The organism is Novosphingobium mississippiense (assembly GCF_044029535.1).
Classification (GTDB): domain Bacteria; phylum Pseudomonadota; class Alphaproteobacteria; order Sphingomonadales; family Sphingomonadaceae; genus Novosphingobium.
Genome location: NZ_CP147003.1, coordinates 1,556,635 through 1,576,556 on the forward strand (window position 1 = coordinate 1,556,635; position 19,922 = coordinate 1,576,556).

Below are 19,922 nucleotides of genomic sequence, written 5' to 3' on the forward strand. Positions count from 1 at the left end.
CCTCCGCCACGAATTGGCTGGTCATGAGGGGAACGATGGGACGAGACTTTGCCCTACGCTTTTTTCAGCGCATTTTCTGGAAACTAATTCTTACTGTTTCGAGAGGACAATCTGAGCAGGATTTGACAAGTCAACATGCAGATCCAGCATCTTGCCGACCGCCTCGGCAAACCCCTCGGGATCGCCTACCGGAAAAGCGCCGCTGAGCTTGCGCGATCCCAGCTCTTCGGCGCCCAGGCGGATCTTGGCGCGATTGTAACGGTTGATCGCCTCCACAGCCTGATCAAGCCGGGTACCATTGAGCGCGAGCATCCCGGAAACCCATTCAACGTCGGGCCCCGGAACGGAGGAAGTGCTTGCCGGCGATCCGATCTCGATCTGCGAACCGGCAGCGATCTGCCGCGGCGCGCCCGTTGGCGGCTCGGCCGCGTTCAGTTCGACCGCCCCATGCGGAGCGGCAATTCGCAGCACTGCACCTGTCAGGAAGGCATCGAAGACACCGCCCTGGACCGTCGCGCTGTTTGTGCCCGCGCTCACCGCATAACTGCCTGAACCCGGCGCGCTTTCCACCCTGATTCGGCCCTTCGCAATAACGATGTCACGAATCCCTCCGGAAAGTGAAACCGAAATTCGGGTATCGGTATCGAGGGTGATCGCGCTCGCATCGGCGAGGCGGAACGTCCTGATTTCCCCGATTCCAGTCTCGTACGTCGCCGCCTCGGCCGGGGTCACCAATTGGGGCAAGAGATGATGGCCGCTGGCCCAGACGGTCGCTAAACCGACAAGGAAGACCGCCGCCGCAGTCCCTAGCGCGATGTGGGTACTTTGGCGTGCGTAGAACGGAGCCTTCGTCAGGTTTCCGTCAAAACCACCGAGACCTTTGGGGACGATCCGCGCTTCGCCCAGCAAGGCCCTGCTTTCCTCATAGGCCTGACGGTGGCGTGGATCGGAGGCGAGCCAGGCCGCGAGGCTTTCCGTTACGCCAGGCTCACCCGCATCGCAGCGCTCAGCCCATCGGTTCGCTTCTTCGTAAAGCCGCTCCGGGAGCGAGTACGGAGGCCGGTCAGTCATGGCTACACAAGTGCTGGCCGAGCTTCTTGATCGCAATGCCCATGTGCCTTTCGACCCCCTTTTGACTCAGACCCGTCTGCTTCGAGATTTCGGCGAGACTATAACCATAGACCCTTCGCGCCAGAAATATCTGCCGTGTCAGAGGCTTGAGCTTGCCCACCGCGGCTTCGATGCGGCGAAGACGGTCACGGGCCTCGAGTGCCGCCACAGGATCGCAATCGGGAATTTCCGCAACGTCCATGACCTCGGAACACGGCGCCGGATTGCGCATTGCCAGCCGGGCGTTGTCACGCAGCAGGTTGACCGCCGATTGCCGCAGATAGCCTCCCGGGTTCTCAATCTGATGCACATTACCGCGTGCCGCAAATCGCGCGAAGGCTTGCTGGACGACATCTTCCGCAATTTCCCGACGCGATCGGCGCATCACGAAACGCAGCAACCCCGAGCGCTCGACGCGGTAAATTCGGTCGAGCGTCTCGCTAGCCGCGCAAACCCGGTCGTCATCAGGGGGAAGAGGTTCATCGTCACCGAGCGGGACGCTACCAAACCCTAAGGCAAATCGCATGACTTGCTGCCAGGTAAACCAAGATCAGTCATGGAAAACATCTACCGGCTCCGCTCGACTAGCGAGGCGGAGCCGGTAGGAACCGGATGTTGAGAACATGCAAGCACATGCGCCGACGCGTTTAGACCGCAAAGGGTCCTGGACATATGCATCAGCCATCCGGTCTATTCCCGCAAGGCGAGACTATCCCTATTCACTTGTGAGGTTCTCACGCCTCGGCATCGAACAAAAGAACGATGCTTGCAAAAGGTACTATATGCGAGACGATCTTCAAGAACGAAATTACAACTTTGTCATATGTGGCATGATCGACACAATTCACACACTGCCTAAAACACCAGATTGGCCGTATCCCGCCACCTTCCAGACGCCATCCAATTGATGCCTAACTTGGAATGGATAGAAAAATTATTCGGCCGCCGAAAAATCAGTAGGGCAAAGCGCCTACGTATCGTTCAATCACCCTCCACATTACGCAATGCAGCAAATCCCCAGCGACGGGCTCGTCAGCGCTATTGATGATGCCATTAGAGCGCGCGAATAAATTTCGATGCCTCACATCTCTACCGAACATGCCCGGCCTGCATTCCATGGCTTGAGACGATGTCTCATCCACCTGCCCCGCAAGGCACTTCCTTCAACGCGCTCACTCATGGGGTTTTATCGCCACCGCCAGCCGGACAGCGGCGAAGTTCATTGCCCATCAAAGTTCCCACTGCGATACGATCGACACCGACAGCCTATACGGAACTTAGCGCGTGAAGGGGAGCGCCGCCCAGCCACACGGACTATTGCAAGTGGGTGCGTACGACGCGTAAGCTCGCGGCAAATCCGGCCGCTCAAGCGACGTCAGAACGAAATCGGATCGTTCAGCACAAGTCGAATTTGGAATAACGGTCAAAAAACTTAAACTGACACTTAAGCGAACCATCAACATACAAATCCTTTCCCGCACTTTTTTAATTTTTATCGAAGTTTTATTTTTCTATCCGGCGATTTTTCAATTTAGTGGCTGCAATACAATCATATTGAGACCGTAATTCATCAATGCCGCACAATGCCGTTATTCCCTAGGGACGGGGCCGATAACGGGCGTCAGATGAACAAGATGTCCGGCCCGGATTCTGGATCAAGCCAGGAACAAGACGACGAGCGCCACGCCGAGGACCGCAACCCATATTTGAAACGGCCAGAGGAGATACTTCGGTGCGTGCCTGAGCTCCATGAACTCACGCCCGACCAGAGTCACCTTGGCGAACGCGACGATAAGGATCACGCAGCGGGCGGCTCCATCACGCCCCACGACCATCGTTTCGAACGAAAGGAGGGTCGCAGCGACCAAGATCGTCCAGACAATGATTGCGCGATTTTGCAGAACTGAAGGCATCAGGGCTCCCCTCACAACAAGTAGAGCAACGCGAAGAGAATGATCCACAGGAGATCGACCATGTGCCAAAACACGCCGCTCCCCTCAATGAGGGCCACGCTCCCGCGCATCTGACCGGACGATTCGATCTGCGATGCGGCAAAACACAGTACACCGATGCCAATCACGACGTGGACCAGATGAATACCGGTAAACATGTAATAATATATCGAAAATGCGTTGGTATTGAGCGTAAAGCCCTCAGCGATTTTTGCCGAGTACTCGACAGCCTTCACCGCGACAAAACCCATACCGAGTGCAATCGCGCCAAGCAGGAAGTGGCGCGCGCGCCGATCGCCTTTTCGGACAGCCGTGACGGCTTGCGCTACGCAAAGACTGCTGGTCAGCAGCAGTAGCGTGTTGAGCAAGCCGAGGTGGCGATCAAGCAATCGCTGGGATGTCTCGAAGAGGGCCGATTCTTGCCGGTGTGCGACAGCGTAGGTTATAAAAAATACTGCGAAGACTATGAGGTCGCCGCCAATGAAGACCCACACGCCTTCCTCCCCCGGTATACGACCGGCGGGAGTCTTGATCGCAGGTGTTGTTTGTTGCTTGTCCGTCATTCGCCGGCCAATGCACCGCGCTTGATCGCCGCCAGCATGGCGAAGATCATCACATTGAACCATATGCCGAAAACGACAGCTGGAAGCCAAAAAGCAAGAACGCCGTTCCACGCAAAAGGACCCGACTTGAACAAGCCGACCGCGAGGCCGGGGAGAAACAGGACACCAGTCCACAGGTTCAGGTAACCCAGCCATCGCGGAAGCGTCGGGGCCGTCTTCCGATCCTGAAGGATCACGATACCGGTGACAATGTTCTGCACGAACGCCGGGACGGCGGGCATGACGAACAGAAAGAACGCAATGTCGCTCAGCATGACGATTTCGGTGTCTGGTCGATCCAGCCGATAGGCCGCGACGGTGAAGAAAAGCCCCGCGAAAAACAGTGTTACAAACCCATAAGCAACGATCATCACGAACGACCAGGTCAACGGAGACACTGGACCCTCAATTTTCTTCATGAATGTCGCCAAGGCGCCGAGAAATGGGAAAAACAGGACCGATGCCGAGGTTATAAGAATGCCACCGACCAATATCCCGACCTGATGCTCGCGATAGTATTGGGCTACTTGAGCATATGGCATTGAAGGCGCGAGCGGCGGAAAGAGGTGTGCAACCGGCCAGATTCCCAGGAACATCATTGTTCCTGCAATCGCGCCCATGTAAGTGCACAGCTTCATTGTCGTGCTCTGGCTACCCATCACCCCTCCGCGGATTTGTTCTCCTGGATCGTGAGTAGCGCCCATGCGAAGAGCACCCACCCGAGGATAGGGTTTGCCGGATGAGACGGCTTTCACCTGCGGAAGGCGGTGCTTCTGAAGGACCATTTGCTAAATGCCATCGGAGCATCGATCCGCCATATTGCACCCGAGGTGTTTTCAACCATTCGTATGAGAGAGACCGCTTCGACACATTTGTCCGGCGTGCTCACGCACGGCCCGTGATCGCCTTGCGACTGAAAGACTAGCACGCCGGAAACAGCGAAAATGTGCCCCGCGCTTCGGATTCCCAAACACATTGCGGCAGTCTAGTGACACCTCACCTATTGCGTATTTTCAGGTCGGAGATCTTGCGCAACCTAAATGGAAACAGGACCGCCCCACCCTTCGATAGGTAGCCCTGCGGCGGACCACCAGTAGACTGCAAGAAAATCGGAGTCGGCAGGGAGATGGAAATGAAAAAGGGCATTTGTAGGGTATTGCTCGGCTCGAGCGCCCTGATGATCTGTTCGGGCCAGGCCTGGGCGGAAGAAGACAATGCTCCGGCAAACACCGCCGGCGCACAAAGTACCGGGGAAATTATCGTTACGGCTCGGCGAACCGCCGAGCGATTGCAGGATGTTCCGGTTGCGGTCGCCGCATTTGACAGCAGCGCTCTCCAGCGCTCGACTGTACAGGAACTCTCGGATGTCAGGACAATCGCCTCCGGCCTGAACTTCAATTCGGAGGGCGGGAAAAGCACGACGAATGTGAGCTTGCGCGGCGTAGGCCAGCTTCCCGTCGGTCTTACGACCCCAGGTGTTGTAACCTATTTCAACAACATCGCGATTCCCAGCCTTGGGTCGAGCATTCCTACCTACGACATCGCGAATGTGCAGGTTCTCAAGGGACCGCAGGGCACTCTGTTCGGTAAATCGACGCTCGGCGGCGCGATCCTCGTCAATACCGTTCAACCGGACCTGTACGATTTCGGAGGCTACGTGAAAGGCACGTATGGCCGCTGGAACTACTGGGCGATCGAAGGGGCGGTCAACGTCCCGATCGTGTCGGAAAAGATCGCGTTGCGCATTGCCGGCCAGATACGGCGCCAGGACCCCAGGATCCGCTCTCTGGACGCAGACTTCTTCGCGCTGCCTGAAGTGAAGGCCCTGGGCGCTACGGATCCGAAAGCCAACAGCTATCCCGGCTTCGAGAACATCAAGAACGACAGCGTTCGTGTGTCGCTTACAATCGCCCCGACCGAGGGGATCACGAACACGACGGTCGCCGAATATTTCAAGGCCGACGAACTGGCATCCGGTCTCTACCTTTACAAGGCAGATTTCGCGCCGCTCCAGTCGGCCGTTTTCCTGCCGCTCCTTGGTAGCGCCAGTCGGGCTGCCACCGCCGTCCAGCTTGCAAGCCTCGCCGAGGCTTACGCGCAGGCGCATCCTCGCGGCGCGTTCGACGGCGGGATCGACGGAGGCCGGGCTTATCGAAAGTCGATCGCGGTCGTCAACACGACCGACGTTGAGCTGAGCGACAGCTTCTCTCTCCGGAACATTTTCGGCTATCGCAAGAATACGAATGGCCAGTCGATCAACACTGCTGCCGTGCCGGTGCTGGATCAGGGAGGCGTAGCGAATCCGTTCCTGGGCGGCCTTGTTACCCAGCCTTTCATTACCTACTACGCCGAACAACGCTATGTTCGCGACTATATCGACAACGACTTCCAGTTCATCTACAAGGGTTCGGGCGGACTGAACGGTATTCTTGGCGTCTACTACAGTGTGGATGGCCCGGCCGGCCCCTCCGGCGACCAGTTTACCGTGTTCTCGTCGCTTGGCCGCGTTCCGCCCACCACCACTCATGTGAAAAATCAAAGCCTTGCGGTATACGGGCAATTTGGCATTCCGCTCACGGATAAGCTGAATTTCAACATCGGCGGTCGCTACAGCTGGGACAAGTCGGAATTCTGCTACAATCCTGGCAATACGGCCACGTTCGCATCTGTTGACTTCTCACAGTGCAAGCAGAATATCGCCGATCGGGTGGGGACGCCGACCGAATTCAGCGACGGTTTCGGACAGGCATCGGTCAAAGACAACTATCCGACATGGACCGTTGGGTTTGACTACAAGATCAGCCCGGATTTCATGGTCTATATCACGAGCCGCCGCGGCGTTCGCCCCAAGAACCTCAATTTCCCGCTGTTCGAATCTCCTCCGGTGACCTGCCCATCCCAGGCGTACTCGATGTCCTGCGTGGATCTGCGTGGGTACCAGACAATCAAGCAGGAACGGGTAACCGATGTCGAGATCGGCGAGAAACTGAGCTTCAATGTGGCCGGTGCACAAGGACGGCTCAATGTCGCGGCCTTCTATTCGCGCTACGACAACGCCACGCAGTTCCTGTCGAATTCCGGCAACTTCCTGTTTCCTCGCGGAACCCTGGACGCGCCGCCCTCCTCGATCATCATCAATGCAGCCGATCTCAACATCTACGGTGTGGAAATCGATGCCAGTGTGTCGCCTGATCGCAACCTGACTCTGGGCTTTAATGGCGCCATCACAAAAACGGACGTGGCAAAGCTGCTTCCCATCAATACGAATGGCGAACTCGGACCAAATGTCGGATCCTTCGGCGCAGATCAGATCAACAGGCTGACACCGACATTCTCCGGTACCGTCACGGCCAGCTGGATTACGCCAGTCCATCCGGCAAATGCAGATGTCATCATCAGCGGCGATCTTTACATGACGGCCGACTACGGCGGCCAGCAAGGCTACCAGCTGAAGGGCTATTCCCTCGCCAACGGGCGTATCGACGTCAAGGGAATTGCCGGCACGGGGCTGGACCTGGGCTTCTACGTCAAGAACCTGTTTGACGTTCAATATCAGGCGGGCGTTTCGGTCATTTTGCCGAATGCCCCATATAACAGCCTCTATCTCGGCCCTCCGCGCACCTGGGGCGTCGAGGCGACCTACAGGTTCTGATAGCCGGAACAACCATGAAGGGGCGGACGCGATCCGCCCCTTTTTGACTTTGAATTATCCTGGAAGCGTCGAGCCCCCCTCGGCAGCACCAGTGTTTTTCCGATACAGGAGAATAGTGATGAAGACCGGCGGCGTTATCGGTTTGGGATCGATTGGCGGAGGCGTCGCCATATGCCTTCAGCGATCCGGCCAGCTTGCAGCAATCTATGACGTTCAGGCGGCAGCCGCGGATCGCGTTAAGGGTGCACCTCCAATTTCCTCTAGCCCCCGTGCCTTGGCCGAGGCTTCGGACTGCGTGCTGATCGCGGTCCTCAACGGGGAGCAGACCCTTGCAGTCCTCTCCGGACCGGACGGAGTGCTCGCGGCAAACAAACCCGGCCAGACCGTCATTCTGTTGTCGACGATCAATATGGCAGATCTCGCCGGAGCGCAGGCGATGTGCAAGGATGCCGGCGTTATCCTCATCGACTGCGGGGTCACGAACGGACCGAAATCTGCCGAAAACGGCCTCATTTGTATGGCCGGCGGCGAAGACGGTGATCTGGCGGCCGCCAAACCCGTATTCGACGGATTCGCGCAGCAGGTCCTTCACATGGGCGGCCCGGGAGCCGGCATGGCCGCCAAGATCGCTCGCAACACCACGTACTTCGGCTGCATGAGAGCGGGTTACGAGGGGGCAGTTATTGCGCGCAACTATGGCGTCAGCCTCGATCAGCTCACTCTCGCGTTGTCAGGCGACCCGACCGCCGGCGGCGGGCTTGAGGGCGCCCTTGCCATGGCGAGACGTCCCGAAGCGGCTGGGAATGCCGACGAGACGAAGCTACGCGAATATTTCCAGATGCTCATGGTGAAGGATCTGGAGGTCGCGATTGCCGAGGCGGCTCGCTTCGGCGTCCGTCTTCCCATGGTAGAACTGATCCGGGAGAACGCCGCTTCCACATCAGGACTGGAATATCCGCTCGGCCAACCAATCGGCGCCTGAGTGCCCCTAACCAGGCCGCGGGCGACCAATCGGATATGGCTCAGCCCATTCGCCATAGTCGTCGCGCGGTCTGATAGGGGTAGCCGAAGTGCCGACACGCAAGGCGCCGGAAGCAGTGAAGCGAGATGCTTTCGCAGATTTCGTCCGGCGCCGCCGCGCAGGTACTCCCGGCCACCAGGGGCGCGGCCAATGTCTTTCATCGACGCCCCCTGTGAATGCGAGCCGGCGGTATTACCTCAACAACCGGCCAAACCGCTCTGACGTGACTGCGACGCGACAGGGCGCCGGTTCGCAGCGAACGGCGGCCCGGCGCCTATCTTATGGAAGGTTGCGCAGGCCACGCGTTGACGCATTTCCCATCGTCTGATCGCAGCGCGAAACAGGACTAGACGCTTCGGTAAACCAGAATGGCAGCGCACAGGCGAGCGGTCTGGCCAGCGGGGCAAAGAGGATTCGGAGAAGATTTGATGGCGAGCGCACCCACACAGGAAATTCCTCCCCATGTACCGGCCGAGATGGCAAAGTGGTTGCCCTATTTCGCTCGTGAGGAAGTGAAGGAGTGCCCTCAGGAAACGCTCATTCCCGAGATGCACCGCACCCTGGGACCCATTACGTATGTCACCAACATCTTCCCCGGAGACAAGCCCGGCTGGCTGCTCACCGGCTATGATGACACCATGGCCATGCTGCGCGATCCCGACAATTTCACCAAGAACGGCATGGGCCAATGGTCGCAGAGCATCGGCGCAGACTGGTTGGTCGTGCCCACGGAGGTGGATCCTCCGATGCACAGTTTCTACCGCAAGGCCCTGAACCCCCAATTCTCGCCGCAGAAGATGGCCGCGATGAAAGACGAGCTGCGGCGACGCGCAAGCGATCTCATCGGGGCATTCAAAGACCGCGGCCACTGCGATTTCGTGAACGAATTTTCCGAACGCTACCCGATCTTCATCGTTCTCGACCTCCTGGGACTTCCGCAGGAACGGATGGCCGAATTCCTGGTCTGGGAAAAGGAGATGTTGCACACCAATGACTGGCAGGTGCGCAGCAACGCGGTGCGCCAGGTCGTGGCATATCTGCAGTCCGAGATCGATGCTCGCCGCCGTACTCCTCAGGACGACTACATCACCAAGATATTCGACTTCGAAGCCGAAGACGGCCGCAAGTGGAATAACGAAGAGGTCCTCGGCCATTGCTTCAATCTTTTTCTCGGCGGCCTCGACACGGTCACGACCATGCTGGGCAATATCTTCGCACATCTCGCACGCCATCCTGATCAGCAGCAGGAACTGCGCGACAATCCGGATCGAATGGTCCTGGCGGTCGAGGAGTTTCTTCGGGTCTACGGGCCGGTTACGGCATTCCGTATCGCTTCGCGCGAAATCGAGATTCACGGGCAGAAGATCATGCCGGGCGAATATGTTTCGGTCAGCACGCCCGTCGTGAACCAGGATCCGAAGATCCATGAAGACCCAGCGGAGGTCCGTTTCGATCGCAAGGCCGCGCATGTGGCGCTCGGCGGGGGTATCCACAAGTGCCTCGGCATGCATCTCGCCCGGCTCGAACTGCAGACTGCCCTGGAACTGTTTCTGAAAGAAATTCCGCAATTTCGATTCAAAGACGGTTTCGAACCGAAATATTTCGTGGGCAATATCACTTTCGTGCCCCGCCTCGAACTTCAGTGGAACTAAGAGACGCTGTGCGTTCTTGACGCACTATCGGCGCGTGGAACCCGTTCCAGTTACGAAGCCAGCCTCAAGCTGACGCAACGCATGCGAACTGCAGCAAACCGGAATGGCATATTGTGCCATTCCGGTCAGTGTTTGATAGCCGGTTTAAACCAGCCACTTGGGCCGTTCAGACCGTGACCTGCGCACCGGCGCAGGGAATCGGTGTGCACCCCATTTCGTCAGATTTCCCGCGAATGCCAACGCAGGATCGTGGCCTGGAACATGTTGCCCGGCCCAGCCCTCTCCACTTTGGCGGCGGGAGGCGGCTTACGCCAATGTAGACGCCCCGATATGGCGACTGCCAGGAAATTAGCCCGCAAACGTTCAGCTTCTTGGACAGAAGGTGCGCCGACCTTCCTTCAGACAGGTGGGCGTAGCGTGCCAGCATGTTCACTCCGCGGCATGCAGCAAAAAATCTATGATTACATCATTGTCGGCGCCGGATCCTCCGGCTGCGTTCTGGCAAACAGGCTGTCTGCCGATCCCGACGTTTCGGTGCTGCTGGTCGAGGCGGGCCCTGACGACAAGAGTCCTCTGATCAGGATGCCGCGCGGCATCGGCAAACTGCTTGCCCCGGGAAACCCGCATGTCTGGGACTATCAAGTATCCCCGGGCGGGAACGCGTCACACGAAGTGTGGCTCAAGGGCCGAGCGGTTGGCGGTTCAAGTTCCGTCAACGGTATGGTCTATGTCCGGGGCGCTCCGGCCGACTACGACGCGTGGGAACGGGCGGGCTGTCATGGCTGGGGCTGGACGGAAATGGGCCGGCATTTCGTCGAACTCGAGGACCACGCGCTTGGTGCCAATGAATGGCGCGGCACCGGCGGTCCACTGAAAGTCAGTGTTCATCCCGCGGGCGATCCGCTTTGCGAAGCGTTCCTGGAGGCCAGTGAGCAAGCCGGAATTCCTCGGGTCGCAGACATGAACGACATCCCTTCGGTCACCGACGGCGGTATGGGCTATCAGCCGACCACGACGCATAATGGCAAACGCTTTTCGGCTGCGCGCGCATTTCTGAAACCCGTGCGTGGGAGATCCAATCTCGACGTTACGCCCGGCACCGATGTCCTGCGCATCCTGTTCGAAGGCAAACGGGCCTGCGGTATTGTCGCGCGCAAGGCCGGTCAAACTTTCGAGGTGCAAGCACGGCGCGAAGTAATCGTATGTGCGGGTGCGATCCAGAGTCCGAAACTTCTGCAGCTCTCGGGTATCGGCCCACGCCGCCTGTTGGAGGGGCTGGGTATTCCGGTCGTAGTCGATGCACCCGGGGTGGGCGCCAACCTGCAGGAGCACCGATATCTGGGTTTCACTTTCCGGGTTCGCGGCCAAAGTCTGAACCAGCGACTGTCGGGCGCTGGTCTGGTCGCATCGTTCCTTCGCTACCTGTTTGCCTCGAGCGGTCCCCTCACCCATTCGGCGCACGAAGTTGGCGGCTTCATCAAGACAGAAGCGCAGCTCGAGCGACCCGACGCACAAGTGGGCATGGGTCTCTATTCGTTTCATACCGATGAAAAGGGCGCGGTCGTTCTCGACCCATTCCCCGGCCTGACGGTGATCGCCTACTACATGAGGCCCGACAGTCTGGGCGAAGTGAGGATTACCTCGGCAGATCCCGATGCTGCGCCTGCCATCGATGCCAATCACCTTGCGAGCGCCAACGATCGTGAGCGGTTCCTGGCTCTGTTCAGGTGGCTGCGCAACCTTGCCCGGCAGCCGGCCTTGCGGGACTGGATTATCGAGGAAACCGGCGCCACGGCGGGCCTCGAAACCGACGAGGACATCCTCGCGAATGCCATCGGGCTTGGCGGCACATCGTTCCACATCTGCGGGACCTGCCGGATGGGAAGCGATACGGGTGCGGTGCTCGACCCGCAGCTGCGCGTTCGCGGCGTCACCGGTCTACGGGTCGTGGACACATCGATCATGCCGACCATTGTGTCGGGCAATACCAACGCGCCGGCCATGGCGATCGCTCTCAACGCCGCGGAAATGATTTTGCGGCCCCAGCAGGATGATGGACTTTGACTATTCCCTTCACCAGTTTCGATGGTCTTTACATCGACGGCGCCTGGGCCGAAGCCGCCGGCGATCGGGACGACATCCTCAATCCGGCAACCGAGGCGGTAATCGGCCGGGCACCCGTGGGCGATAGCATCGCGGCACACGCAGCCATCGCCGCGGCGCGAGATGCATTCGATAACGGTGTATGGCCCCGCATGGCGATGGCCGAGCGCGCGGAATACCTTCGCAAGATGCATGCCGCATTGGATGGTCGGCGAGCCCAGATCGCGACGCTAATCGTGGCAGAGGTCGGCTGTTCGCAACGCGTCACCCATACGATGCAGGTCGGCAACCCGCTCGACCATCTGCTTGCTGCGCTGAACCACTCGGCACGGGACGACAGTGTCCGGTTACCGATCGACGTGACTCCCGATCCATTTGATCCCCAGGGCCCAAAGAAAATCGGCGGCACGACGGTAGTCCGCGAACCGGTTGGCGTCGTTGCAGGGATTACCGGCTACAATTTCCCTTTTCTGCTCAACCTGGCGAAAATCGTACCTGCCTTGCTGGCAGGCAACACGCTGGTGCTCAAGCCGTCCCCATTTACGCCCTTTTCCGCTCTGCTGTTCGGCGAGATCGCGCAAGAAATCGGGTTGCCCAAGGGCGTGCTGAATATCGTTACCGGCGGACCAGACGTGGGGTCGCTGTTGACTACCGACCCGCGCGTCGATCTTGTCAGTTTCACGGGATCAGAAACCGTGGGCGCTGCGATCATGGCGCAGGCGGCCCCGACCTTGAAGCGCGTTCATCTAGAACTAGGCGGCAAGTCGGCGCTGATCGTCAGGCACGATGCCGATATTGCCCGAACCGCGGCAATGGCCGCCGCTGTCTTGTCGGTCAATGCTGGACAAGGATGCGCTCTGCTCACGCGGCTTCTGGTGCACAACAGTGTGCGGGCCAAATTCGTCGAGGCCGTCTGCGCTGTCGCCCGCCAGTTCAGGATCGGCGACCCCAGCGATTCAACGGTGACGATGGGCCCGCTGATCCGCGAGAGCCAGCGTAGCAAGGTCGAACGCATGATCGCCCAGGCCCGCGATCAAGGCGCAAGGCTCGTTCACGGCGGCGGACGGCCGGCGGGGCTCGACAAGGGCTATTTTACGGAGATCACGATCTTCGACGATGTCGACAACCAGATGAACATCGCGCAGGAGGAAGTCTTCGGGCCCGTCGGCTGCGTGATCGGTTTCGACAGTGATGACGAGGCCATCCGCATCGCCAACGATTCCAGATACGGTCTCAACGGCGGCATCGAGACGGCTGACGCTGCCAAAGGGTATGAGATGGCAATGCAGATTCGCGCAGGCAGCGTCATGCTGAATGGCGGGACCGGGCGGATGACCTATGCGCCGATCGGGGGTTACAAAAGGTCAGGTATCGGCCGCGAGTATGGTCCGGATTGGCTTCACGAATATCAGAACCAGAAATCCGTGTTCTACCCAATCGGTCGCTAGAGCGTTTACTAATCAGGTGGAACCACCTGATGACTCGGAAAACGCGCCAAACCAGAAGTTTAAAGCGGTTGATCCGATGCAGTCGGATCAACCGCTCTAGGCTGGAAAATTCGCTATCGGCACGCGCAGAGTATTAGGCTGGATGGCTGATACTCCTGAGCGTCCGGGAGGCCCAACAAGGCTTCCCGGACGCTCAGCTGTCAGGCCGATGCGCTATCCCATTGAAGATGAAGATCGGGCACGTGCAAGATGTTGCCGACGTAATAGGGAACTTTGAAGCCGTCCTTGATTCTGAATTCGGGCAGCGTCGTCACAAACTCCTCCACTGCTATCTGCAACTCTAGCCGGGCGAGATGCATGCCCAGGCATTTGTGGATGCCGCTTCCCAATGACATGTGCGCCGCCTTGCGGTCGAACCGGATTTCCTGCGGTTCATCGTAAAATACCGGATCGCGACCCACAACCGGCGAACTGAAGGCCACATAGTCTCCAGGCATGATCTTTTGGCCGTGAATTTCGATCTCCTTGGTCGCGATGCGAAACACGGTGACAGGTGCGAAGGCGCGCAGGAACTCCTCAACAGCCAAAACGATGAGCGAAGGATCGGCTCGGAGTTCGTTCTGCTTTTCCGGATGCGATGCCAGATAGTTGAAGATGTTGCCCAGCAGGGACGTGACCGTATCGAGGCCGCCGATGTAGAGATTGAAGCAGTGCCCCAAGACCTCGTCATCATTCCAGGGCCGCCCGTCTACTTCGAAGTCGAGCACCTTGGTGATGTAATCGTCGCGTGGCTGCTCGCGCCTCGCTGCGATTTCCTCGAGCAGGTAGGCCTTTACCTTTCGCACGGCATTTCCGCGCACTTCCCAGTCGTTGGAATGGAGCAGTTCCTTTTCCCATTTCAGGAACTCGGTCATTCGTCCCTGCGGCAGGCCCAAAAGGTCGAGGACGATGTAGATGGGAAACTTCTCCGAGAAGTCGGCAATGAAGTCGCATTGTCCCCGCTCTCGCAAGGCGCCGATGAGAGACCGCGCGCGTTCACGGACCTGTTCCTTCATTGCAAACATCTTCTGCGGCGCGAAATGGCCGTTCAGCGCCTTGCGGTACTGGGTATGGATCGGCGGATCGGCCTCCGTTGGGATCACGAGCCAGTCTTCACCAATATTCTGAGCCCATTTTCCCATGCCGTTTTTGGTAAAGTTGTCCGGATCGCGGAGCATCGCCTGAACATCTTCGGCGTTTTTCAGCAGCCAGCCGGGTTGATCCCCCGGAAAAATGTTAGTGACGTAAGAGACGGGTGGAAGCTCGGCGTGCATTGCCGGGATCAGAACTTCCTGCGGATTTTCATAGACGACCTTGCGCGCAAAGAGAGGCAGCGTGAACGCCAATTCGGCCGGAACATGGGCGGGGAGCGAGGATTTGGCGAGTGAAGTCATGGTATTCTCCAGAGCTCAACGGAAAGTGGCAACCCTTGCCAAAGATGGGTGCGTCGCCCGCTGCACGGATGCGAATGCGGCGGGGCGGAATATCCGCAGCCAATGGAGGCCACGAAAATGGGCGACGCAATCACTCCGGATCTCGAGCAGGCGATCAGGGACAACTACCGGTTGTGGAACGAAGGCAAGCGCGAAGAGCTCGATGCGCTTTTTCGCTCGCTCGGGCCCCAAGGTTTCACGATCGAATATGTCGGATCCTCCGCAGTCGACGGCCCCACCGCGATGGCCGCCATGTGGAAGGAATACGGGGGCAAATGCACCACCGAACTTCTTGATGTGATAGTCAATGGAACGGAAGGCGCCGCCTATGTCGCCAATCACCTTCAGACCGATAGCGGCACGGTCAGATTGACCAGCCTCGAGACCTACAAAGTTGCCGGCGGCCGGTTGGCTATTAGATACTTCCATCGGACTGCCCGGTAGAAGCTTCCTGGTCCGAATGCGGGTTTTGGGCATCGATCAGTCCGCTGCCTGCATGAAGGCAAGCAGATCCGCATAATGCGGCTGATGGACAAGGCCGCCGCCAGAAATGGAGATGTTCTCACCGGTAATGTAGCGAGCCTCGTCGGACGCCAGGAACGCCACAAGCGCAGCGATGTCTTCAGGTGTTCCGAAATTGGGCGTCAATATATGCCGCTGGATGATCTCCTTGAGACCCGGCACCGTCTTTTCCAGCGCTTCGGTCAGCACGACACCGGGGGCCACGCTGTTGCAGCGAATGTTGTCGCGTCCGTGCTGCGTCGCGATGTACCGCGTCAGCCCAATGATACCGGCTTTGGATGAACCGTAGGCGATACGGGCCAGATCTCCTGCCGAGCCTGAATTCGAGGCGGTATTGATGATCGAGCCGCCGCCACCAGCCACCATGTGCGGAATCGCGTATTTGCATCCGAGCAGGTAGCCAGTGAGATTGATGTCGAGGATCTCGCGCCATATCTCGATCGGGATATCGACTGCGGTCGTATCCTGCGGGCTTTTGACCGGATCCGTCATGGCCGCATTATTGTGAAGTATGTCCAACTTGCCAAAGTGCGCGACTGTCTTGTCGACCATGGCCTTGACCGACTTCGGCGCGGCCGCGTCGAACTGTACGGCGAGCGCCCTTTCTCCCAAAGATGCAGCAGTGCGCGCCGCGGCCTCTTCGGAAACATCTGCGACGACGACCAGCGCGCCTTCCTCAACGAACCGCCGCGCAACACCCGTACCGATGCCGCCGCCGCCGCCAGTCACAATTGCGACCTTGTTTTCTAGCCGTTTCATCTCTCACAATTCTCCCGGACGTGTACGAGGGGACCAAGTTGTCCCCTCGCTTACTCAATAGTTCGCCTCGACGCGGCCGATCAGTAGTTGAACGTCAATTCCACCCCATAGGTCGCCGGTTGCCCGACATAGGCTGCGACAATTCCAAGGGTTCGATAGAGATCCGGGAATCTTCGCAGCAGATACTTGTTGTTGGTGATGTTCCGTCCGTAGACGGCTATTTCGATGTCGGGGTTGTCGAACTGGTAGGCGATCCGGCCGTTGAAGACACCATATCCCGGCACGCGTCCGAGGCTGTTCTCAGTGTCGTAGGCGGCCTTGGTCGCAGCGGATGCCTGATCGGCCGCCCTCACCGCGTCGAAATGCTGAGCCCCAATATAGGAATAGGCGCCCGTAACAGCGAAGCTGCCCGCACCCAGCGGAACCTTCTGGGTCGCGCTGACGTTGAGCTGCTCCTTGGGCAGCTGCAGCAGCGGCAATCCGCTCAGGTCGACAACACAGCCGTTTGTCACGCCCGATCCGTTGGTACAGCCACTGCCCGGGACCACCTGAATTTCGTTAAATGTGCCCTTGACGTACTTGCCGTCCTGAAGCGACCCGTTGAGGCTGACGGTCATACCCTTCCAGGGAACCGCAGTTGCTTCGGCCTCGACACCCCAGATCCGCACCTTGCCGTTGTTCTGGATATACTGCGTAACGCCAATCCCGGGAACGAAGCTGTTGACGATCGCCTGGTTGTCGCTCTTCCAAGTATGGAAGACCGCCGTATTGAAGCGCAGATGCCGATCGAAGAGATCCACCTTCAGACCTCCTTCGACATCCTTCACTTTTTCCGGCGAGAATGCCGGTAGCCCGCCTGCCCGCAGGTTCCAGCCGCCGGCCTTCGCCGCGCCGCGTGTCGCGACATACAGGAAGAGATCGTCCGTTGCCTGCCAGTCGAGACCGAGGTTCCATGCAGGATAGTGGAACTTGGCATTCTGGTCCTGATTACAGGTCGTGGCCGTGACCGGTTCGGTGGGAGTGACCGTGCAATTGATGCCGGTGGGCGTGCCTGCGACCGGCACGTCATAGGGCAGGCCATATATCTGGGCATTGTGCAAAACACTGTCCCTGGTGTCCCACGTGTAGCGGAAGCCACCGACGGCGCGCAGGCTCGAGGTCAGCTCCAGGTAGGCTTGCGCAAACAAGCCGAACGTCTTGTTGGTAACGTCCGCATTGGAATCGCGAATGAGGCCGCCGAAGATCTGGGATCGACTGAACTCGTAGCCGCTTTCTTTCCCGGCGTAGGCACCGGCGATGAAGCTGAGCCCGTCCGTTACGTTACCCGAAACCTGGAGTTCCTGGGAAAGGTAATAGGACCCCGATCCAGCGAAGGTCCCGAGCAAGGGAACCGCGGTACCATCGGTATCGCTCAGGCCGTAGTTCATCGAATGACGATAGCCAGTAATGGACTTCAGATTGAGTTGGCCCAGTTCGACATTAACGGTGCCGGAAAAACCGTATACTTCCAGAGTGTTGAACGGCTGCACCCCATAGAGAGCCTGCGCCTGCGGCGTGAGTCTGCCAATACCTGCCGGCACCGAGGTACCGGTAGCGGTATTGTCCCACCAGTTGTCCTTGGTCAGCAGACCTGCGGTGAGACCCGGCTGAAAGGGAGCAGGGACAATTGCGGGATTGAAGGTCCAAAGAGCAATCTGCTGCCCGCTGTTTCGCTGGCGGTTCCAGTCGCCGGAAAGAGTGACGTCCCAGCCATTGCCAATGTACTTGAGTTTACCGCGCAGGAATTTGCTGTTGTTGTCAGCAAAATCCCGACCTGTAAGTGGATTGTTCCCGTAGCCATCGCGATCGTTGATCGCGCCGCTGACGCGGATCGCCAGCCCTTCGGCCAAGGGGAGGTTGATCGTGGACTGAACACCGAGGTTGTTGTAGTTCCCAAACTCCGCCTTGAATCTGCCTTCGCGTTGGTCGGTTGGATCCTTGGTGATGATGTTGATAGCCCCGCCGGTCGTGTTCCGCCCGAAGAGCGTGCCCTGAGGTCCACGCAGCACCTCAAGGCGCTCGACATCCTGGATGTCGGTCATGCCGGTCGAAGGGCGCGGAATGTAGACACCGTCGACGTATGTCGCCACTGCCGGATCGTTGGCGAGGATCGGTTGAAGGTTTCCTTGTCCGCGAATGGCCACGAACACGATGCCATCGCCGCCCGCCGAACCGCGGCCGATCACCAGGCCGGGCGCCGTACGTTGAAGATCCACGACGTTTTCGACTTTGGCAGTCGTCAGTGCCTGGGAACTGAGCGCCGTTACCGCAATCGGCGTGGTCTGAAGACTCTCCTCGATCCGGCGAGCCGTAACGATGATGTCCTGGATCCCGGTAGTTTCGTTTGATTGTGTTTGCTGCGCGTGTGCGGGTTGCCCCCACGCAGCAATCAACGCGCCTGTCGCTATAGTCGCCAGTATGACAGCCTTGGTCATCCGTTCCTCCCACGTCGTTTTTGTTTTGCTCCGTGCCTGTTTCGGCACGTTGACGCGGGGGGGAGCCTAAGCGCGGGGGATTTTCCTCCATAGTGGTTGCGGAGTTAATGACTGCGGCGCGACATGTTTTGGCCGTCGCTCGATATGTTCAGGCGTCTGTCAGTGAACCTGCCGCGGCTGGCAGCGAAAGTCCTTGGGCGTTTGGCCGGTCGCCACACGGAACGCGGCCGAAAAAGCCGAGGTGCTGCTGAAGCCGCAGCGCCAGCTGATCTCCTTGATCCGCGTGCCGTCGCCGCGCAGCAGTTCCTTGGCGAGAGCAATCCGGCTGCGCGCAACGAATTCCCCCAGACTTACGCCAGTACCGTCCTTGAACACGCGCGCCACGTGCCGCACGCTCATATTGCAACCACGAGCGATGTCAGCAACTCCGAGCGGCGCCGCCAGATTATCCATCACATAGTCGACGATATGGCGCACTTGCCGTGTACTACGTGGGCTGCCGGCGCCGAATTCCTGTGTACTCACATGCCGAACGAGTTCCACGGCAAGTCCCATGAGCATGGATTCGATCAAGGCCTGGCTTGCGAATCCGGGTACACGAAGCTCTGCCGCCAGCCCCTCGAAAAAGCGCCTCATCGCGATATTTTGAACATCGGCACAAGGTTCCAGCCCGTGGAAGGGGCGTTCGCCATCGAAAAGTTCTTCGAGGAAGGCCTCGCCGAGCGCGACGCAAACGAGATGACGTTCCTGCAGGGCCGGCTCACCCACGTACTGACGGTGAGGCGGCATGTAGAGCATGTCGCCACTCGCCACGAACCCGTCCGAACGCCCCATCGAAAGCATGCTGCGACGAGGCTGGGTATTGAGGGAATAGTCGAGGTAATGCTTTTCAGGGCTGAACACGCCGCTGCAGGGCCGCACCCAATTGAAGTGCCGGATATCGACGCGGGCATCGTTCACCGATGCCAACGCTTCGATGTAGAAATCATCGACGCCGAACCTGTCCTGGCCGGTCCAATCGCTCTCCGGACGAAACATCGTTACCTCTGCCTCTTCTCTTTTTTTATGAGGGCATCAGATACCTGTGCCGCCTCCAGTTCCTCTATCTTCGGGTAGGTCGTCAAGATGCCCGAAAGTGCTGTCGGCAATTTATCC

At 58.7% G+C, this 19,922-nt stretch carries 15 protein-coding genes; 6 read left to right on the forward strand and 9 right to left on the reverse strand.

Going from position 1 to position 19,922, the window contains the following annotated elements; all coding sequences use genetic code 11:
* Nucleotides 1-90: 90 nt before the first annotated feature.
* From WBP06_RS25335 to WBP06_RS25355, 5 genes are all read right to left on the reverse strand, one after another.
* The gene (locus tag WBP06_RS25335) at nt 91-1,071 is read right to left on the reverse strand and encodes a FecR domain-containing protein (protein WP_395335175.1); all 981 of its coding nucleotides are present in this window, start codon (nt 1,069-1,071) and stop codon (nt 91-93) included.
* Complete coding sequence (locus WBP06_RS25340; protein WP_395335177.1) at nt 1,064-1,636, reverse strand: RNA polymerase sigma factor; 573 nt, start codon at nt 1,634-1,636, stop codon at nt 1,064-1,066. Before WBP06_RS25340 ends, WBP06_RS25335 begins: the two co-directional genes overlap by 8 nt.
* Nucleotides 1,637-2,765: 1,129 nt before the next feature.
* The gene (locus WBP06_RS25345) at nt 2,766-3,023 is read right to left on the reverse strand and encodes a cytochrome C oxidase subunit IV family protein (protein ID WP_395335179.1); all 258 of its coding nucleotides are present in this window, start codon (nt 3,021-3,023) and stop codon (nt 2,766-2,768) included.
* 11 nt (nt 3,024-3,034) lie between these two features.
* The gene (locus WBP06_RS25350) at nt 3,035-3,625 is read right to left on the reverse strand and encodes a cytochrome c oxidase subunit 3 (protein ID WP_395335181.1); all 591 of its coding nucleotides are present in this window, start codon (nt 3,623-3,625) and stop codon (nt 3,035-3,037) included.
* Nucleotides 3,622-4,449: a hypothetical protein gene (locus WBP06_RS25355; protein ID WP_395335183.1), complete on the reverse strand. Its 828-nt coding sequence runs from the start codon at nt 4,447-4,449 to the stop codon at nt 3,622-3,624. Before WBP06_RS25355 ends, WBP06_RS25350 begins: the two co-directional genes overlap by 4 nt.
* Nucleotides 4,450-4,796: 347 nt before the next feature.
* Between WBP06_RS25355 and WBP06_RS25360 the strand changes: the two genes are divergently transcribed.
* The 5 genes from WBP06_RS25360 to WBP06_RS25380 all read left to right on the forward strand — a co-directional run bounded on the left by WBP06_RS25360 (nt 4,797) and on the right by WBP06_RS25380 (nt 13,540).
* Entirely contained in the window at nt 4,797-7,316 is a 2,520-nt protein-coding gene (locus WBP06_RS25360; protein WP_395335185.1) for a TonB-dependent receptor, read from the forward strand.
* A gap of 118 nt (nt 7,317-7,434) precedes the next feature.
* Nucleotides 7,435-8,298, forward strand: a complete 864-nt coding sequence (locus tag WBP06_RS25365; protein WP_133085098.1) for an NAD(P)-dependent oxidoreductase — start codon at nt 7,435-7,437, stop codon at nt 8,296-8,298.
* 467 nt (nt 8,299-8,765) lie between these two features.
* The gene (locus WBP06_RS25370) at nt 8,766-9,989 is read left to right on the forward strand and encodes a cytochrome P450 (RefSeq protein ID WP_133085097.1); all 1,224 of its coding nucleotides are present in this window, start codon (nt 8,766-8,768) and stop codon (nt 9,987-9,989) included.
* A gap of 441 nt (nt 9,990-10,430) precedes the next feature.
* Nucleotides 10,431-12,053: a GMC family oxidoreductase gene (locus tag WBP06_RS25375; RefSeq protein ID WP_133085096.1), complete on the forward strand. Its 1,623-nt coding sequence runs from the start codon at nt 10,431-10,433 to the stop codon at nt 12,051-12,053.
* Nucleotides 12,050-13,540 (forward strand): aldehyde dehydrogenase family protein, encoded by a 1,491-nt coding sequence (locus WBP06_RS25380; protein ID WP_159831187.1) that lies wholly within the window; start codon nt 12,050-12,052, stop codon nt 13,538-13,540. The genes WBP06_RS25375 and WBP06_RS25380 overlap by 4 nt, the downstream gene beginning before the upstream one ends.
* A gap of 200 nt (nt 13,541-13,740) precedes the next feature.
* Here the strand turns inward: WBP06_RS25380 and WBP06_RS25385 are convergent, their stop codons facing one another.
* Nucleotides 13,741-14,973 (reverse strand): cytochrome P450, encoded by a 1,233-nt coding sequence (locus WBP06_RS25385; RefSeq protein WP_133085094.1) that lies wholly within the window; start codon nt 14,971-14,973, stop codon nt 13,741-13,743.
* A gap of 117 nt (nt 14,974-15,090) precedes the next feature.
* Between WBP06_RS25385 and WBP06_RS25390 the strand changes: the two genes are divergently transcribed.
* Nucleotides 15,091-15,456, forward strand: a complete 366-nt coding sequence (locus tag WBP06_RS25390; protein WP_133085093.1) for a hypothetical protein — start codon at nt 15,091-15,093, stop codon at nt 15,454-15,456.
* 36 nt (nt 15,457-15,492) lie between these two features.
* On the opposite strand, the gene WBP06_RS25395 is transcribed toward WBP06_RS25390, so the two are convergent.
* The 3 genes from WBP06_RS25395 to WBP06_RS25405 all read right to left on the reverse strand — a co-directional run bounded on the left by WBP06_RS25395 (nt 15,493) and on the right by WBP06_RS25405 (nt 19,805).
* Nucleotides 15,493-16,293: an SDR family NAD(P)-dependent oxidoreductase gene (locus WBP06_RS25395; protein ID WP_133085092.1), complete on the reverse strand. Its 801-nt coding sequence runs from the start codon at nt 16,291-16,293 to the stop codon at nt 15,493-15,495.
* An 80-nt stretch (nt 16,294-16,373) separates the two neighbouring features.
* Nucleotides 16,374-18,767 carry a TonB-dependent receptor gene (locus WBP06_RS25400; RefSeq protein WP_133085091.1) on the reverse strand — a complete coding sequence of 798 codons (2,394 nt, stop codon included), beginning with the start codon at nt 18,765-18,767 and terminating at the stop codon, nt 16,374-16,376.
* A 159-nt stretch (nt 18,768-18,926) separates the two neighbouring features.
* A complete protein-coding gene (locus tag WBP06_RS25405) occupies nt 18,927-19,805 on the reverse strand; it encodes an AraC family transcriptional regulator (RefSeq protein ID WP_133085090.1) in 879 nt (292 codons plus the stop codon).
* Nucleotides 19,806-19,922 lie beyond the last annotated feature (117 nt).

What these genes read in the sequence shown, in the direction of transcription:
- WBP06_RS25365 (WP_133085098.1), top strand. Translation starts at nt 7,435, where the DNA reads ATGAAGACCGGCGGCGTTATCGGTTTGGGATCGATTGGCGGAGGCGTC.
- WBP06_RS25360 (WP_395335185.1), top strand. Translation starts at nt 4,797, where the DNA reads ATGAAAAAGGGCATTTGTAGGGTATTGCTCGGCTCGAGCGCCCTGATG.
- WBP06_RS25345 (WP_395335179.1), bottom strand. Translation starts at nt 3,023, where the DNA reads ATGCCTTCAGTTCTGCAAAATCGCGCAATCATTGTCTGGACGATCTTG.
- WBP06_RS25350 (WP_395335181.1), bottom strand. Translation starts at nt 3,625, where the DNA reads ATGACGGACAAGCAACAAACAACACCTGCGATCAAGACTCCCGCCGGT.
- WBP06_RS25390 (WP_133085093.1), top strand. Translation starts at nt 15,091, where the DNA reads ATGGGCGACGCAATCACTCCGGATCTCGAGCAGGCGATCAGGGACAAC.
- WBP06_RS25405 (WP_133085090.1), bottom strand. Translation starts at nt 19,805, where the DNA reads ATGTTTCGTCCGGAGAGCGATTGGACCGGCCAGGACAGGTTCGGCGTC.
- WBP06_RS25395 (WP_133085092.1), bottom strand. Translation starts at nt 16,293, where the DNA reads ATGAAACGGCTAGAAAACAAGGTCGCAATTGTGACTGGCGGCGGCGGC.
- WBP06_RS25335 (WP_395335175.1), bottom strand. Translation starts at nt 1,071, where the DNA reads ATGACTGACCGGCCTCCGTACTCGCTCCCGGAGCGGCTTTACGAAGAA.
- WBP06_RS25385 (WP_133085094.1), bottom strand. Translation starts at nt 14,973, where the DNA reads ATGACTTCACTCGCCAAATCCTCGCTCCCCGCCCATGTTCCGGCCGAA.
- WBP06_RS25375 (WP_133085096.1), top strand. Translation starts at nt 10,431, where the DNA reads ATGCAGCAAAAAATCTATGATTACATCATTGTCGGCGCCGGATCCTCC.
- WBP06_RS25340 (WP_395335177.1), bottom strand. Translation starts at nt 1,636, where the DNA reads ATGCGATTTGCCTTAGGGTTTGGTAGCGTCCCGCTCGGTGACGATGAA.
- WBP06_RS25355 (WP_395335183.1), bottom strand. Translation starts at nt 4,449, where the DNA reads ATGGTCCTTCAGAAGCACCGCCTTCCGCAGGTGAAAGCCGTCTCATCC.
- WBP06_RS25400 (WP_133085091.1), bottom strand. Translation starts at nt 18,767, where the DNA reads ATGACCAAGGCTGTCATACTGGCGACTATAGCGACAGGCGCGTTGATT.
- WBP06_RS25370 (WP_133085097.1), top strand. Translation starts at nt 8,766, where the DNA reads ATGGCGAGCGCACCCACACAGGAAATTCCTCCCCATGTACCGGCCGAG.